This is a genomic window from Enterobacter sp. DC1, assembly GCF_000568075.1.
Taxonomy (GTDB): domain Bacteria; phylum Pseudomonadota; class Gammaproteobacteria; order Enterobacterales; family Enterobacteriaceae; genus Enterobacter; species Enterobacter asburiae.
On the sequence record NZ_AZUA01000001.1, the window covers coordinates 155,388 to 170,382 of the forward strand.

The 14,995-nt window shown below is 49.4% G+C and carries 16 protein-coding genes and 1 pseudogene; 11 read left to right on the plus strand and 6 right to left on the minus strand.

Going from position 1 to position 14,995, the window contains the following annotated elements; genetic code table 11:
• Positions 1 to 23: 23 nt before the first annotated feature.
• Entirely contained in the window at positions 24 to 2,153 is a 2,130-nt protein-coding gene (locus tag P346_RS20630) for a putative bifunctional diguanylate cyclase/phosphodiesterase (RefSeq protein WP_032656793.1), read from the minus strand.
• Between the two features lie 456 nt (positions 2,154 to 2,609).
• On the opposite strand from P346_RS20630, the gene P346_RS20625 reads away from it, so the two are divergent.
• From P346_RS20625 to dbpA, 4 genes are all read left to right on the plus strand, one after another.
• On the plus strand, positions 2,610 to 3,752 hold the full coding sequence (locus P346_RS20625; protein ID WP_071995941.1) for a methyl-accepting chemotaxis protein: 1,143 nt from the start codon (positions 2,610 to 2,612) through the stop codon (positions 3,750 to 3,752).
• A gap of 242 nt (positions 3,753 to 3,994) precedes the next feature.
• Entirely contained in the window at positions 3,995 to 4,978 is a 984-nt protein-coding gene (gene zntB, locus P346_RS20620) for a zinc transporter ZntB (protein ID WP_023335899.1), read from the plus strand.
• 274 nt (positions 4,979 to 5,252) lie between these two features.
• Positions 5,253 to 5,435 (plus strand): proline-rich small protein YnaL, encoded by a 183-nt coding sequence (ynaL, locus tag P346_RS23640; RefSeq protein WP_071789387.1) that lies wholly within the window; start codon positions 5,253 to 5,255, stop codon positions 5,433 to 5,435.
• Positions 5,436 to 5,462: 27 nt separating this feature from the next.
• Entirely contained in the window at positions 5,463 to 6,836 is a 1,374-nt protein-coding gene (gene dbpA / locus P346_RS20615; protein WP_032656798.1) for an ATP-dependent RNA helicase DbpA, read from the plus strand.
• A gap of 42 nt (positions 6,837 to 6,878) precedes the next feature.
• On the opposite strand, the gene ttcA is transcribed toward dbpA, so the two are convergent.
• Positions 6,879 to 7,814, minus strand: coding sequence for a tRNA 2-thiocytidine(32) synthetase TtcA (gene ttcA / locus P346_RS20610; RefSeq protein WP_023312015.1), 936 nt, complete (start codon positions 7,812 to 7,814; stop codon positions 6,879 to 6,881).
• Between the two features lie 35 nt (positions 7,815 to 7,849).
• Positions 7,850 to 7,918, minus strand: a pseudogene (locus tag P346_RS23520) (hypothetical protein); the annotation flags it as partial.
• Positions 7,919 to 8,059: 141 nt separating this feature from the next.
• On the opposite strand from P346_RS23520, the gene P346_RS20605 reads away from it, so the two are divergent.
• A complete protein-coding gene (locus tag P346_RS20605) occupies positions 8,060 to 8,380 on the plus strand; it encodes a cupin domain-containing protein (RefSeq protein WP_032656802.1) in 321 nt (106 codons plus the stop codon).
• Positions 8,381 to 8,396: 16 nt separating this feature from the next.
• Here P346_RS20605 and P346_RS23680 read toward each other — a convergent pair whose 3' ends face one another.
• Both P346_RS23680 and P346_RS20600 read right to left on the minus strand, forming a co-directional pair.
• On the minus strand, positions 8,397 to 8,543 hold the full coding sequence (locus P346_RS23680; RefSeq protein WP_443112207.1) for a YnaM/YnfT family protein: 147 nt from the start codon (positions 8,541 to 8,543) through the stop codon (positions 8,397 to 8,399).
• 268 nt (positions 8,544 to 8,811) lie between these two features.
• A complete protein-coding gene (locus P346_RS20600; protein ID WP_032656805.1) occupies positions 8,812 to 9,039 on the minus strand; it encodes a hypothetical protein in 228 nt (75 codons plus the stop codon).
• A 98-nt stretch (positions 9,040 to 9,137) separates the two neighbouring features.
• On the opposite strand from P346_RS20600, the gene P346_RS23525 reads away from it, so the two are divergent.
• The gene (locus P346_RS23525) at positions 9,138 to 9,302 is read left to right on the plus strand and encodes a YnfU family zinc-binding protein (RefSeq protein WP_213333348.1); all 165 of its coding nucleotides are present in this window, start codon (positions 9,138 to 9,140) and stop codon (positions 9,300 to 9,302) included.
• Between the two features lie 188 nt (positions 9,303 to 9,490).
• Here P346_RS23525 and P346_RS20595 read toward each other — a convergent pair whose 3' ends face one another.
• A complete protein-coding gene (locus P346_RS20595; protein WP_032656808.1) occupies positions 9,491 to 9,709 on the minus strand; it encodes a cold shock domain-containing protein in 219 nt (72 codons plus the stop codon).
• A gap of 787 nt (positions 9,710 to 10,496) precedes the next feature.
• On the opposite strand from P346_RS20595, the gene P346_RS20590 reads away from it, so the two are divergent.
• From P346_RS20590 to P346_RS20570, 5 genes are all read left to right on the plus strand, one after another.
• The gene (locus P346_RS20590; RefSeq protein WP_032656809.1) at positions 10,497 to 12,020 is read left to right on the plus strand and encodes an EAL domain-containing protein; all 1,524 of its coding nucleotides are present in this window, start codon (positions 10,497 to 10,499) and stop codon (positions 12,018 to 12,020) included.
• Between the two features lie 495 nt (positions 12,021 to 12,515).
• Complete coding sequence (locus tag P346_RS20585; RefSeq protein ID WP_032656811.1) at positions 12,516 to 12,863, plus strand: DUF1294 domain-containing protein; 348 nt, start codon at positions 12,516 to 12,518, stop codon at positions 12,861 to 12,863.
• Between the two features lie 100 nt (positions 12,864 to 12,963).
• A complete protein-coding gene (locus tag P346_RS20580) occupies positions 12,964 to 13,413 on the plus strand; it encodes a hypothetical protein (RefSeq protein ID WP_032656813.1) in 450 nt (149 codons plus the stop codon).
• Positions 13,414 to 13,673: 260 nt separating this feature from the next.
• On the plus strand, positions 13,674 to 14,705 hold the full coding sequence (locus tag P346_RS20575) for a methyltransferase (protein ID WP_032656815.1): 1,032 nt from the start codon (positions 13,674 to 13,676) through the stop codon (positions 14,703 to 14,705).
• Between the two features lie 90 nt (positions 14,706 to 14,795).
• Entirely contained in the window at positions 14,796 to 14,993 is a 198-nt protein-coding gene (locus P346_RS20570; protein WP_023312007.1) for a hypothetical protein, read from the plus strand.
• The last annotated feature ends 2 nt before the right edge of the window (positions 14,994 to 14,995 follow it).

Genomic DNA, 14,995 nt, shown 5'->3' on the forward strand with positions numbered 1-14,995 from the left:
GAAACATACTCCACTTAACCCCGTCAGGCATGACTTTTTTGAGAAATAAATGCGGGGTCCGTTTGAATTTTATTAATGGGTATAATCTGTTTGTCTGAGTTTATCTGCAGCAGTAGCCACGGTACCTGTTCGGCAGGTAAGGGCCGGGAGAAAAGATATCCCTGCAGGTAATCGCAGCCGAGACGGGTGAGAACCGCCTGCTGTTCTTCCGTTTCGATCCCTTCTGCCACCACATTCATCTCCATGGTCCGGGCGATACTGATAATGGTTTCAACCAGCTTGTAGCTTTTTTCATTTTCCAGCATCGACGTTACAAAGCTTCTGTCGATCTTGAGTTCTTTTGCCGGAAGCACGCTCAGCATCAGCAGGTTGGAATAGCCCGTCCCAAAATCATCAATCGAGACGACGATCCCCGCGTGATTAAACGCATTGAGCAACTCAATGCTGCGGTCCAGATTTTTAAGCGCGGTGCTTTCCGTTACCTCAAGGATCAGCCGCGACGGAGACAGGCTATATTTTTCCAGCATCGACGAGATGATCTGGAAAATATCCGGCTGTTCAAACTGGATGGGGGATAGGTTGAGCGACAGCGTCCACTGGCTGAAACCTTGCTCAGTCCAGAAATGAAGCTGTCGGCATGCCGCTTCAATGGCCCAGTTACCTACCGGAATAATTAAGCCCGTTTGCTCCAGGGAGGGGATAAACAGATTAGGCAGCACAACCCCTTGCTCAGGATGCCGCCAGCGCAGAAGGGCTTCAAAGCCGTGAATGTTTTTCTCTCCCGCATGCCAGGTTGGCTGGTACCACAGTTCAAACTGATCGCGCTCAAGCGCCTGAGAAAGCTCCTGCAGGAAACCGGGTTTTGCCGGGATCGCCGTTGACATCTCGGCCCGGTAAATCGCCCAGCCGTTGCGGCCCTCTTCTTTGACGCGATGTAGGGCTGCATCCGCCTTGAGCTTCAACTCGTGCAGCGTTTCGCCATCCTGAGGATAGAGGCTGACGCCCGCGCTGATCGTCGTGCTTAACGTGTGCCCGCAGACAGACAGAGGGCGTCGCACATCTTCAAGCAGCGCGGTGACCAGGGCGTTGAGCCTGTCGTCGTCACATTCAGGCACCAGCAGGATAAAGGCGTCGCCTCCCAGCCTTGCCAGGGTCATCTCACGCGTAAGCCGGGCCGTGATGCGCTGCGCGACCGTGATCAATAGCTCATCACCGACGCTGTGACCCCACGTATCGTTAACGCGTTTGAAGTGATCGACGTTCAGGAAAATAACCGCAAATGGCTTCTTGCTCAGCAGCGCGCTGCGCAGACAATCCTGCATGCGGAGATCCATCTGGTGGCGGTTTGCGAGCCCGGTGAGCGCGTCAAAACGCGCCTGTAGCTCAAGCTGGCGGTTGAGCTGCTGCAGATTATCCGTCAGCCGGCTGGTGCGCCGGTGGGAATCGATAAGTGAAATGATTAACATCACCCCGAGCAGGCAGAGCGTGGTGACTGAAACCCAGATGGATAACCCCAGCTCGCCAATCCCTCCGGGGCGTGTGTGCGCCATTTCCTGAAACTGCGCGGCGCTCATGCCGGTATAGTGCATCGCACAAATGGCGGCACCCATGACGAAGGCCGCGAGAATGCGATTGATAAAGACGCCTTTGTGTTTATCCCGCAGGCGGAAAGCCAGCCACAGCGCCGTGCCGGAGGCAACAACCGCAATAACCACGGACAACCCCACGAGGCGGCGATCCCAGATGATGCTGCCGTCCAGCATCAGGGCCGCCATACCGATGTAGTGCATAGACACCACGCCAGCGCTCAGGATCGCCGTGGCAAAGATCAGCCGGAAGGGAGAAAGTTTTTTGCCCGCGACGGCAATATTAAGTGCCGTGGCCGATGCAACCACCGCGACGCCCAGTGAAGCAAGGGTTAACCAGAGGTCGTAGCTCATCATCATGGGCATTTGCATCGACAGCATGCCGATAAAGTGCATTGACCAGATGCCAATGCCCAGCGTGACCCCACCGGCAATGCGCCAGAAGAGGGCAGCCTTTCGGCTGGAGAGGGGGATCTTTCCGGCGCTGTCCAGCGCCACAAAGGAGGCGATAAACGCCACCAGATAAGAGATAGCGATTAACACAGGGTCCCACGATATATTGAGCATTATGCAATCCCACGCCTGAGAGGGTTACTGATTTCGCCTGCCGGGTACATCTTTATCGGGCAACGAACATGCGCATTCAAACCATATTAGTTATTTATCGTGAAAAATGACCAGTCATATTAATACTCTAAAACTTATTAAGAATATAAAATATATTCTCTTGTTAATATATTAAGCGTTGCTAAACAAGAACGAATAACTGTAGCAAAGCTCCTTAAATATGAGGGCGATCGTGTCGTCTCACCGCGGGCGATACTATCGCTTAAGATGGTGGGAAACCAGTATCACAGCATGCTGAGAAGAACATTTTCACTAATACGCTTTTTTTATCTGACTTAAGACAAATCTCAGGATGCTAACGGCGAAACAAAAAACAAGCGTTGATTGCGATGAAAAACTTTCGGGCCAATGCTATAAGTCTTAGTGCCGACCAAAATATAAAACGTGGGTATTATCATGCTAAAAAATATTAGTGTCAGGACCTTTATTATCGGGTTTCTTTTCTCTCTTTTTTTGGTAAGTGCAGCAGTCGTTGTTCTATTTTCCAGCAATGCGTCTCTCTTTATTTCGCTTAATGTCATCAATTTCGTTGCGCTATTTTTGCTCTGGGTCTATATGACGAAGTATCTTGTGACGCCGATCAATACGGTGAAGAGAAGTATTGAAGAGGTGACCGCAGGCAACCTTGGCGTCTCTATCCCTGAATTCGGCAATAACTGCGCGGGCCGACTCATCCCCGGCATAAACAGCCTTTCCGGCAATATTGCGACGCTGGTGCGTGAGATCAGGGCGTCATCGCAAACCGCCATGACCCTATCGGACCAGCTCTCGGCACGGAGCGCTCAGCTATCGGTGAAAACCGAGCAGCAGTCTGCGTCTTTGGTGCAAACCGCAGCCAGCATGGAGCAAATGGCCGCGAGCACCAAAAACAATGCCGATAACACCCGCCTGGCGAGCGAGCAGGCAAATGTGGCGACGTTACAGGCGCGCAAGGGCGGCGAGCTGATGGGGCAGGTCGCCAGCAATATGCAGTCCATTACCGAATGCGCGCAGCAGATGACGGAGATTATTTCGTTGATTGACGGCATTGCGTTCCAGACGAATATCCTGGCGCTCAACGCGGCCGTTGAGGCGGCAAGGGCGGGCGATCATGGGAAGGGGTTTTCTGTGGTCGCGGAAGAGGTAAGGAACCTGGCACACCGCAGCGCAGAGGCCGCGAAGAATATCAAAACGCTGATTGAAGTCACCAGCAGTAACGTTACGCAGGGAGCCAGCGTTGTGTCACAGGCAGAGAAAAACATGCATGAAATCGTGACGGGTTCGGGGAATGTCAGCCGCTTAATGGACGACATTTCCGCGTCAACCTCAGAGCAGGAGAAAGGCATTTCTCAGATTACCCTGGCGCTATCGGAGCTGGAGCGGGTCACGCAAAGTAACGTGGCAATGGCAGAGGAACTCAACGGTTCGTCTGATGTACTGCGTAATCAGGTGATTGAGCTGCAGACCCGAACGCGTAATTTCAGGCTCGACCCGGGTTCCTCTTCCTTATCATCTACCGGCTCGCCATCCTTCCTCCAGCGGCCAGAGCACTCGCTCTGAAAACCCGCAATCATGTCGCCGCTTTTCTTGCCGGGTGGCGCTGCGCTTACCCGGCCTACACTCTGCAACAATATCAATACATTACCCCCTTCACAGTAGGCCCGCGCAAGCGTAGCGCCGCCGGGCGAAACGCACGACATGTACATTTCCTGAACGATTTCAGCGCGATGGGATACATAGTTGTTGCTTAACACCTGATGAAAGCTAGACTGACACCGAAGAGCTTAAAAGGTGGAGGCGCTGTGGAAAGCATTAAAGGATCTGAACTTAACGTTCCAGACGCAGTTTTTGCGTGGGTGCTGGACGGTCGGGGCGGTGCGCGACCGCTGGAAGATAATGATGTGATCGATAGTGCGCATCCCTGCTGGCTACATCTGAACTACACCCATCCGGACAGCGCGGACTGGCTGGCTTCGACGCCGCTCTTGCCCAACAACGTGCGCGATGCGCTGGCGGGTGAAAGCCTGCGGCCCCGCGTAAGCCGAATGGGGGACGGGACGCTAATCACCCTGCGCTGCATTAACGGCAGCACGGATGAACGCCCGGACCAGCTGGTTGCGATGCGTGTTTATATGGACGATGGGCTGATTGTCTCCACCCGGCAGCGTAAAGTCCTCGCGCTGGACGATATCGTCAACGATCTGAAAGAAGGCACCGGGCCGGTCGACTGCGGCAGCTGGCTTGTGGACGTCTGCGACGCCCTTACCGATCATGCAAGTGAATTTATTGAAGAGCTGCACGACAAAATCATCGACCTGGAAGATAACCTGCTCGATCAGCAGATCCCGCCCCGCGGTTTTCTGGCCTTATTGCGTAAGCAGTTGATTGTGATGCGCCGCTACATGACGCCGCAGCGCGACGTGTATGCGCGTCTTGCCAGCGAAAGGCTCGCCTGGATGAATGACGATCAGCGACGCAGAATGCAGGATATTGCCGACAGGCTGGGGCGCGGGCTGGACGAGATTGATTCCTGTATTGCCAGAACGGCGGTGATGGCGGACGAAATCGCGCAGGTGATGCAGGAGTCTCTGGCGAGAAGAACCTATACGATGTCCCTGATGGCGATGGTGTTTTTACCCAGCACGTTTCTTACCGGGCTGTTTGGCGTGAACCTGGGGGGAATTCCGGGTGGCGCTTATCGATACGGCTTTACCGCGTTTTGCGTGATGTTAGTTGTTTTGATTGGTGGTGTTGCATGGTGGTTGCATCGTAGTAAATGGCTGTAAATTTACGCTTTTTTCGGCTTTTCACGGGATCAAAACGCTCTTTTAATTGAGCGAAGTCAATAAACATCTACCCCGTAAGGTGCAATATTACTCCCGCAGGTGAATGCAACGTCAAGCGATGGGCGTTGCGCTCCATATTGTCTTACTTCCTTTTTTTGAATTACTGCATAGCACAATTGATTCGTACGACGCCGACTTCATAGTCGGCTTTTTTTTGCCTCCTGATTCTCAGCGTCTACCCTAAAAGGGACGACAGCAAATTCTGGAGGGAATGATGAGCATCCTGAACGCTCTGCTACTGCAACAATCGCGTCAATCCGATCCCATCCCCACCGATCCGGTGCCAATGCCCGATCCCATCCCGCGTCCGCAGCCGATGCCCGATCCGCCGCCAGATCAAGAACCGATTAAATTGTCGCATCGAACCGCGAGATCTGCGAGGATACGCGCCATCTGACCGCAAAGATGACCACGAGAGACTACTGTGACCGCTTTTTCTACCCTGAATGTTCTGCCCGCCGCCCAACTTGATAACCTTAACGAGTTGGGTTACCTCACGATGACGCCTGTTCAGGCGGCCGCGTTGCCCGCCATCCTTGAGGGCCGTGACGTGCGCGTGCAGGCGAAAACGGGCAGCGGGAAAACGGCGGCATTTGGCCTTGGCCTGTTGCAGCACATCGATGCGGCGCTTTTTCAGACCCAGTCTCTGGTGCTGTGCCCGACCCGCGAACTGGCAGACCAGGTTGCGGGTGAACTGCGTCGCCTGGCGCGTTTCCTGCCCAACACCAAGATTTTAACCCTCTGCGGCGGACAGCCGTTCGGCGCGCAGCGTGATTCACTCCAGCATGCGCCGCACATTATTGTCGCCACGCCCGGCCGCCTGCTTGATCACCTGCAAAAAGGCACCGTCTCACTGGACGCGTTACAAACGCTGGTGATGGACGAGGCAGACAGGATGCTGGATATGGGCTTCAGCGATGCGATTGACGAGGTGATCCGTTTCGCCCCGGCCGATCGTCAGACGCTGCTGTTCTCCGCGACCTGGCCGGAGGCTATCGCCGCCATCAGCGGGCGCGTGCAGAAAAATCCGCTCACCATTGAAATCGACAGCGTAGATGCGCTGCCCGCTATCGAGCAGCAGTTCTTTGAAACCTCGCAGCAGGGGAAAATTTCGCTCCTGCAGAAATTGCTCAGCCAGCATCAGCCTGCGTCCTGCGTGGTGTTCTGTAATACCAAAAAAGACTGTCAGTCGGTCTGTGATGCCCTGAATGCCGCCGGCCAGAGCGCATTGTCGCTGCATGGCGATCTGGAACAGCGCGATCGCGATCAGACGCTGGTCCGCTTCGCTAACGGCAGCGCCCGCGTTCTTGTCGCAACCGACGTCGCTGCGCGCGGTCTGGACATCAAATCCCTTGAGCTGGTGGTGAACTATGAGCTGGCGTGGGACCCTGAAGTGCACGTGCACCGTATTGGCCGTACCGCGCGCGCGGGAAACAGCGGTCTGGCGATCAGCTTCTGCGCACCGGAAGAGGCGCAGCGCGCCAATATTCTCTCTGAGATGCTGCAGATTAAGCTGAACTGGATGAATGCACCGGCCAGCGTCAGCCTTGTGCCGCTGGAGGCTGAAATGGCGACGCTGTGCATTGATGGCGGTAAAAAGGCCAAGATGCGTCCAGGTGACGTATTAGGGGCGCTGACCGGGGACGTGGGGCTGGACGGGGCGGATATCGGCAAGATTGCGGTCCATCCGGCGCATGTCTACGTAGCGGTTCGCCAGGCGGTTGCCCATAAGGCATGGAAGCAGCTGCAAAACGGGAAAATTAAGGGTAAAACCTGTCGCGTACGCCTGCTGAAATAAAGAATGGAGCGTCTCAGAAGGTCCTTCTGAGACGCTAATCGCTTACTTCACTTCAAGCACGTTCAGACGCAGCTCTTCAAACTGATTGTCATCTTCTTCCGGCTGCCAGCCCGCTGGCTGCATGGGAATATCTTCCCGATCAAACGCCAGGTCCCCGCCGTTCACGACTTCTGACTCGTGGTTGATGCCTTTAAAGTCGAACAGCTCCACATCCGCGAGATGGGAAGGGACGACGTTCTGCATCGCGCTGAACATGGTTTCGATACGACCCGGATAACGCTTATCCCAGTCGCGCAGCATGTCGCCAATTACCTGACGCTGCAGGTTCGGCTGAGAGCCGCACAGGTTACATGGAATGATCGGGAATCCTTTAGCCTGAGAAAAACGCTCAATGTCTTTTTCGCGGCAGTAGGCGAGAGGGCGGATCACAATGTGCTTGCCGTCATCGCTCATCAGTTTAGGCGGCATGCCTTTCATCTTGCCGCCGTAGAACATATTGAGGAACAGCGTTTGCAGGATATCGTCGCGGTGATGGCCCAGCGCAATTTTGGTCGCGCCCAGCTCCGTCGCGGTACGATACAAAATGCCGCGGCGCAGGCGAGAGCAGAGTGAGCAGGTGGTTTTCCCTTCCGGGATTTTCTCTTTCACAATGCCGTAGGTATTTTCTTCGACGATTTTATACTCAACGCCCAGCTTTTCGAGGTATTCCGGCAGAATGTGCTCCGGGAAGCCCGGCTGTTTCTGGTCAAGGTTGACCGCCACCAGGGAAAATTTCACCGGTGCACTTTGCTGAAGATTACGCAGGATCTCCAGCATGGTATAGCTGTCTTTACCCCCTGACAGGCAGACCATGATGCGGTCACCTTCTTCAATCATGTTGAAGTCTGCAATGGCTTCGCCCACGTTACGGCGCAGTCGCTTTTGCAGTTTATTGAGGTTGTATTGCTCTTTTTTGTTAATCTCTTGATTCTCTTGCATTTAGTACTACCTTCGGAGCCAGCAGGGCCAAACATTGTATGCCGCGTATGGTACGGATTCCGGCGGCGAATACCAGCACGTTTTACAGCGGGATTATAACTGGCGCTGCAACACTGTTAGCGTGCGCTGTGATTTCAGGATCTCATATAGCATTTTACTCGGGGTAGTTTTCCATATTTGTTATATGACCGCAGGGAACTTATATGGCATAAGAGCGTTAAATGAACATCAAAAGGAATGACGTTATGTCGCTTTATGAACTCAAAACCGAAGCACTTGCCTTACCGGAGACCTGGCACTCTCATGTATTGGGCCGCATTGGAACTGCAAATCTCAAAGTTTTACGAATGGATGAACGCTCTGTGATGGAAGAGGTACATGAGTATGACGAGGGGTTACTGGTCATTGATGGACGTCTGGAGCTGGGCGTGAAGGGTAAAAAAATCTCTGTAACGGCTGGACAGCTCTATATCGCTAAAGCTGGCACTCCCCATACTGTAGAAACAGGCAGTTTTGGCACACTGGTTATCATTGATTTACCAGAAACGGAAGTGGCCTCGCTTTAAGCGGCTTGCGATAAGGTCACAGATTGTCAGGATTGTTCGACGTGCTGACCCAAACTTTAATCAAACTCAAGGTTATCAATCCCATCACAACGGCAACAGTGGTTACTACAATATAAGATGTCATAAAAAAATCTTTTCTGGTAAGGGTTTTCATTTGACTCATTTCTTTTGCATTAGTTCCCGCAAAGAGCCAGGTTTTAATGAAAAGAAGTGTCGAGTTTTAGTCAATGTTATTTAAATAAAGGTGGGAGGGTTATATTTGCAGGTTTTATAAAAAAACGTCTGCATTTAGCAGGCTTTAATTGTTAGGCGTTTTTATTATTTTAATTCAAAAAATAAAACCTAAAAGCGCTCGCCGCAAATATCGGCGATTTTACTGAGGTTTTATCTTTCCATTTGTGACGTGGCTGAGATTTTTCCGGAAATGCACATCACAAATGGTTTTTTGCGGCATCAAGTATCTTCTGAGAGGTGAGTTCTCTATCAGAGGCAACGTAAACAAAGCTGCGATCGCCGGTTAAAGACGGGAAACCGGCAGACATAATCTGAAGATATATTTCTTCTCCATCCGGATACTCTTGCCTTACGGACGTAACGCCTTGTTGTACCGTGATAACTTTACCAGGCTTCCCATTGAAAAAAACGATGACATTCTTCATAAACCACCCTGTGTTTTTTTAGGAACATTCGAAAACTACAGCAAGCATTTTTTAGCTTTAACGTGTATGGTGGCAGTCCGTAAAATCAGGAGATGCCTATGTCTGGACGTAAAAATACACAATCTCATCGAAATCATTTAGTCAAATGTTCATGCCCAAATTGCTCTAAAGATTCAGAGCATAGTTTTAATCGCGTGCAAAAGGGCGCTCAACTTGTCTGCCCGTACTGCCACGTTTTGTTTAAATCTACTCAACGATTCTAAACCAAAGTAGTTGACAAAATGAGTTAGCTTTGAGTTTTAGACCATTCATGCAGCAGTTCTGCACTTCATCACATTGGTTAGCGTACTCGTTAAGAAAATATGCTGACTGTTGCTATCAATAACAGTCATATAATCCAGGGCCCGTTTACTCAGGAAACCTTGTTGGTAATCACGGGCCATTGATAATATTATCTATCCAGAAGAATGACATTTGCAGCAGCAGGGCCTTTATCGCCGCTTAGAATCGCAAATTCGACTTTCTGACCTTCAAATAGTGTATTAAAGCTTTCTCCCTGCAGGGCAGAGAAACGAACAAGAACATCTTTACTGCCATCAAGGGGGGAGATAAAGCCAAAGCCTTTATCTTCATTAAACCACTTAACCAGACCTTGAATTCGTGAAGACATAAATACTCCTTTAAAGACTCTTTAAATGATAAGAAATGACTAAAACGTATGGACTCAAAAGGAGGGGATATCAGCGATAGCGCCTGGTTATGAGGACAGCGTGGTAAAATATTGTATTCGGTATTGCATCGAACCAACTAAATCATTAAGGCACGGACTGAGTTGATAAGCAAACGTTATTTTAGCCATCCAGGTGGCTTTCGTGGCACGTTTCCGGTCACGGTAAATCTGGTGTCAATTCTCGATAAAAAGTCGTCGGCTTGATGTTCGCCTTTGCGAGTCCGGGGCAGGAAAAAGGGTTGCGCGCATTGACCTTGTGAATATATTTTGATTAGGCTATGTATGTTCAGCACCACGCTTTTTCTTAAAATATTATCCCATTGGAAGGGTTTAACGTGTTCAAACTTAGTTCATCTCTACTGGCTATTTTCCTGCTGTCAGGCTGCAGCTCCGATCTGGTTCTCAGTCCACCTAAGCAACCCGAATACAAGTCAATGCCTGAAATAACCCAGTCTGTGACGCCATCACAGCAGCGTGCAATCATGGCTGGCGAGCGGCCAGACTGGTCAGAAAGAACTCCGATCAATACAATAAAGCGATATTAATAGACACTTATCCACCAGGGCTGCCGTTCGGCGGCCTTTTGTTTCCCCTCAATCTGGTGAGCGAGAACATTTCTGACGCCTGGCATGGTAATTATTACGTTATCGACCATGCTTAAGACAATAACAATTCAATCACTTCAGCATCGTTGAAGCGGCTACTTCACTTAAATCGAGAACCCTAAATGCGCCATGCATCTATCCCCGTAGCTGCAGCCACGACAATGTTTTTGCTCGGCGTTTTTATCATTAATTTACAGGTTTGGTATTCTGCACGGGCCGATAGCCTGGCAGAGGCGCACTACGTCGTGCGGAACATGAATGTTATTCTTAAAGAAGCTCGTCATGCGACTGAGATGGCAATGCAACTTGCCGAGAATGAGTGTGATGCAGAAGGGCAATATCGGCTGGGCACCGAGGCGGCATTACAGCCTCACCTGAGAACGATCGTTATCCTGAAAAATGATGCGGTCTGGTGCTCCTCGTTACCGGGAAACCGCGTATTGTTGGTCAACAGCGCGATGCTACCAGAATCATCATTGTTACTCGTCCCTGCGGAAAGTACCGTCAACGGCCTGCCTGTACTCTTATACCAGACAAATCACGCCGGAAGCCGAATCATCGTTAGCATCAGCGATAGTCATATCCGGGATGCGCTGGATATGCCATTAAATGGCGTTGAATATTCCCTGAGAGTAGGCAATACCCTTTTAGGTCTGACAGGCGATGTGACGGCGGCAGACCATACGAAGAAAGAGGTATTAACGGTAAAAGCCTCTAATTATCCATTCTCGGTACAATTTAACTCTCCACCTCTTTTTAGCCTTAAGAGATTATTCAATCGAGCCGGAGGCGTAGTGTTATTCCTGCTGATAATATCGTCTCTCTCTGCTTATATTCTTCAACGCTATATTTCTAAGGATGTCTCACCCGAAGAGTCACTGCGCATCGCCATTTACAGAAATGAAATTATTCCGTATTACCAACCCGTTGTTAGCGGCAAAGAGGGAACCTTACGGGGTGTGGAAGTGCTGGCCAGATGGAAGCATCCTCAATCAGGGTTTATTTCCCCCGCATCCTTCATTCCTCTTGCTGAAAAGTCCGGTTTAATTATTCCTTTGACTCAGAGCTTAATGAGGCAGGTTGCAATACACATGAATGCTATTGCGACATTGCTGCCGGAAGGGTTTCACGTAGGGATTAACTTCAGCGCTTCTCATATCGTTGCGTCCACCTTTGTTGAAGAGTGTCTCCACTACAAGCGCAGCTTTACTCAACAGGATCTTAACCTTGTCGTTGAAGTGACGGAGCGTGAACCACTCGACATTGATGAACATCTCGTTAATACATTGAATGAGTTACATAACAACGGATTTGCCATCGCGCTGGATGACTTTGGTACGGGGTATTCCGGTCTGTCCTATCTGCAGGATCTGCATATTGATTACATTAAAATCGACCAGAGCTTTGTTGCCAGGGTTAACGCGGATGAGGACTCAACGCTAATCCTTGATTCGGTACTGGAGTTGGCCAAAAAACTCTCAATTAGCATCGTGGCGGAAGGCGTTGAAACTGAAGAACAACTTGACTACCTCACACGCAATCATATCCGGTTTTTACAGGGGTTTTTCTTTTACAAACCTCTTCCTTTTAAGGAACTGGTCAAAGTTCTCTTGTCGAAGCCAAAAGTTAAGATCAGGGTGGAATAATGTTTGTTCGGTTGTATCTGAGAAAATAAAAAGGGGGGACATCATCCCCCAAAAAATGCAGACCATTATTGTTTTAACCACGGCGATATTTTGTTATGTATTGACCAGGTGGTCAAATTAATTGTTTTCAACATTGTGTTTTTAATTCTAAAGCAAATGGGCGAGTGGGAATATTAGCTGCCTAACGTTTAATTTGATTCTAATCAATATTACCGCGTTCCTCTTAAGATTAATGGATGTAATGATTATTGTTTTGTTAACACAATGCTCTTACGCTGTGTTTCGACGTAAGACGTTTCAGGTTAATTTTTTAAGAAAAAAATGCTGTCCGCTAAAGCATAATGAAAAAATGCTTACTTATTACGGCAGTTTAAATGTTAACCAGTGATGCCCAGGGCGCAGTTTGCATTTAGAATAGCCGTCTCACTCTGAGATTTTCGTTAGTTAGCGTATAATGCGTCATCCAAAACCGCTAAATACCCCGTGAATCGAGCTATGACCCTTAATCGCTTTTGTTATTTACTCCTGATTTTCGCTGCGTTCGGCAGCCTTCTTTCTACCCATCCTCTGGTCATGTGGTTTCTGGCGATCAATGTACTGACGTTGGTCATGTATGGCGCCGATAAAATGGCGGCGCGGAAGGGGATGCGCAGGGTGCCGGAAGCGACTTTACTGATATTTGGCGTGACAGGTGGCTGGCCTGGCGCCATTGTGGGCCAACAACTCTTTCGCCATAAAACCCAAAAGCAGCCTTTCAAAACCTACTTTTTCATCAGCGTCGCCGCCAGCATCGCCATGATGGCGGCGGTTTACCATTTATCGTCTTATTCTCCGTTTTATTAATCCCTCCGTCACTGCCAATAGTAGTAGGACTATTCTTAAGTTGTTGCTGTTTTTTGCACAATCTGAATAATACGTGCAACAACACGGACGACAACATCCCATGAAAATAAAGTCTATTATACTGGCAGTGCTGGTGGTCTTTTCTGCGCCTTCCTGGTCTGCTTTTCAGGAGAGAGAATACAATACCTGGTATATCAAAAACGCGGTTCTTTACGATATGACGCAAACCTCGGAAGGTTTCCCGGTTATGGTGAGCGTATCCCAGCCTGGAAGGAAATCCGCTAATTTGCTCGTGTCATATATTACGGAAGGTCGCTGTGGTGAGAATAGTCTACCGCTGAATGTGAATGGTAAAGTGCTGCCCGCAAAATATAATTGTGTCCAGATAGGGCAAAACAGAATTGAGCATTTTTCAGTGGTGGATGCGGAAAGCGTCAATGGCATGGTGATGCACCTGAAATCTGATTTCACTATTCTCCTGCAAAATGATATTAAAATTTGGGCGGCAAATATCAAAACGCCAAAATATGGACTGGCACCGAGATTCTAACTATGAAATGCCTGTATTACGACAGGCATTTTTTTGGATGTAACGCAATCATTTCTAAGTTAATAGTTTTAATGCATTACTAATCAATATAAAGGGTAAGTGGCCCTGGTTTTTTACGTATTTAAATGGACTGTATGCTAAACGGTACAAAATCGCATAAATAATCCTTTCTGACGTTATGGATAAAGCGCATTACCAGACTTACGCTTGCTAGCGGCGTTTTAGTTGTTCAACACATCTTTACTGGTATGGAGCAGAAAATGTTGCAACGTAATAGTCTGGATTTACTAAGCCGTAAAGAAGGAATGTGTCTGTTAGAGCAAAGCATGGGTTTTGTCTGGCAGGCAGCGCTTCGGGCGGTCGCGGTCTTAGGCGTCGCAGATCTTCTGGTTGAAGGAAAAAAATCCGTCAAGCAACTGGCGAAGGAGCTGAATGTCGACGCTGACTATCTTCATAGAATCATGCGCTTATTGTCCTCTCGTGGAGTTTTCAACGAATTATCTGAAGCTGAATACAGTCTTAGCCATTCAGCACAACTCCTCTGTTCTGAGCATGAATTTTCCTTGCGCGCGGCGGTGCTCATGCTGACTGACCAAACATTCTGGCAGCCAGCGGCTAAAATGGATGAGATATTGCAAGGCAAACCTGTTTTTAACGAATTGTTTGGTAAGCCTTTTTACGACTACTGGCAGCATGACGATAGGGGAGCTGACAGCAACGTTTTTCATGCCGGTATGGCCTCTATGTCATCCGTAGAGAATGAGGTCATTGCAGATAGCTATTCGTTCCCTCAAAACGCTGTCGTTGCCGATATCGCCGGTGGGCTGGGGAATTTATTGCTGGCCGTTTTACGTCGAAATCCGACCTTAACGGGGATCCTTTTCGATCAAAAAGACGTGCTTGAGCGGAATAGACTGCACCTGTTAAAGGATAACCGTCGATGGAAGACCGTTGAGGGCAGCTTTTTTGAAGCCTGTCCTGTAGCGGACATTTACCTGCTTAAATATATTTTGATGGACTGGCCTGATGAGAAGGCCATTCAGATCCTTCAATGCTGCAGAAAGGCTATGAAAGAAAACGCCCGACTATTAATTTTTGAGCCGCTTATTAAAAAAGAAAATAATGAGCTGGGACGATTCGAAATTGACCTTCTTCTGTTAACAAGCTTTGATGGGGGGCGGGCACGAACAGAGTCTGCGTATCAGGCCTTGTTTGAGCAGACCAATCTGAAGTTGAACAAAATAATAGACACCCACTCGTATCTGTCAATTTTAGAAGTCGTACCTGTCTGAGCTGTTTAAATAATATTCACAGAGCATGTGCCCCGCATTCCGTTTTACCGTATTCCTGCTACGCTTGTTTGTTGTACCAGGAGCATGAATATGAAAAACAAAGATGAACAAACCGGATTAGTGGGGCTGGCGATTGGGGCCGCCGTTATTGGGCTGGTTTCAGCGCAAAAACCGATCCATCGCAACAGCATTGTCGATGAACTGGTCAGGCTCGGCAGGCAAAAAGGCGATGGCGTAGAAGATGAGGTTTTCGTGAAAGCCGCCGAGCTGGTGAGAAAAGGGGTATAGCT

Excerpts from the sequence above, each read along its gene's own strand:
- P346_RS20630 (WP_032656793.1), bottom strand. The coding sequence starts at position 2,153 with ATGCTCAATATATCGTGGGACCCTGTGTTAATCGCTATCTCTTATCTG.
- P346_RS20625 (WP_071995941.1), top strand. The coding sequence starts at position 2,610 with ATGCTAAAAAATATTAGTGTCAGGACCTTTATTATCGGGTTTCTTTTC.
- ynaL (WP_071789387.1), top strand. The coding sequence starts at position 5,253 with ATGAGCATCCTGAACGCTCTGCTACTGCAACAATCGCGTCAATCCGAT.
- ttcA (WP_023312015.1), bottom strand. The coding sequence starts at position 7,814 with ATGCAAGAGAATCAAGAGATTAACAAAAAAGAGCAATACAACCTCAAT.
- P346_RS20605 (WP_032656802.1), top strand. The coding sequence starts at position 8,060 with ATGTCGCTTTATGAACTCAAAACCGAAGCACTTGCCTTACCGGAGACC.
- P346_RS23680 (WP_443112207.1), bottom strand. The coding sequence starts at position 8,543 with ATGAGTCAAATGAAAACCCTTACCAGAAAAGATTTTTTTATGACATCT.
- P346_RS20600 (WP_032656805.1), bottom strand. The coding sequence starts at position 9,039 with ATGAAGAATGTCATCGTTTTTTTCAATGGGAAGCCTGGTAAAGTTATC.
- P346_RS23525 (WP_213333348.1), top strand. The coding sequence starts at position 9,138 with ATGTCTGGACGTAAAAATACACAATCTCATCGAAATCATTTAGTCAAA.
- P346_RS20595 (WP_032656808.1), bottom strand. The coding sequence starts at position 9,709 with ATGTCTTCACGAATTCAAGGTCTGGTTAAGTGGTTTAATGAAGATAAA.
- P346_RS20590 (WP_032656809.1), top strand. The coding sequence starts at position 10,497 with ATGCGCCATGCATCTATCCCCGTAGCTGCAGCCACGACAATGTTTTTG.
- P346_RS20585 (WP_032656811.1), top strand. The coding sequence starts at position 12,516 with ATGACCCTTAATCGCTTTTGTTATTTACTCCTGATTTTCGCTGCGTTC.
- P346_RS20580 (WP_032656813.1), top strand. The coding sequence starts at position 12,964 with ATGAAAATAAAGTCTATTATACTGGCAGTGCTGGTGGTCTTTTCTGCG.
- P346_RS20575 (WP_032656815.1), top strand. The coding sequence starts at position 13,674 with ATGTTGCAACGTAATAGTCTGGATTTACTAAGCCGTAAAGAAGGAATG.
- P346_RS20570 (WP_023312007.1), top strand. The coding sequence starts at position 14,796 with ATGAAAAACAAAGATGAACAAACCGGATTAGTGGGGCTGGCGATTGGG.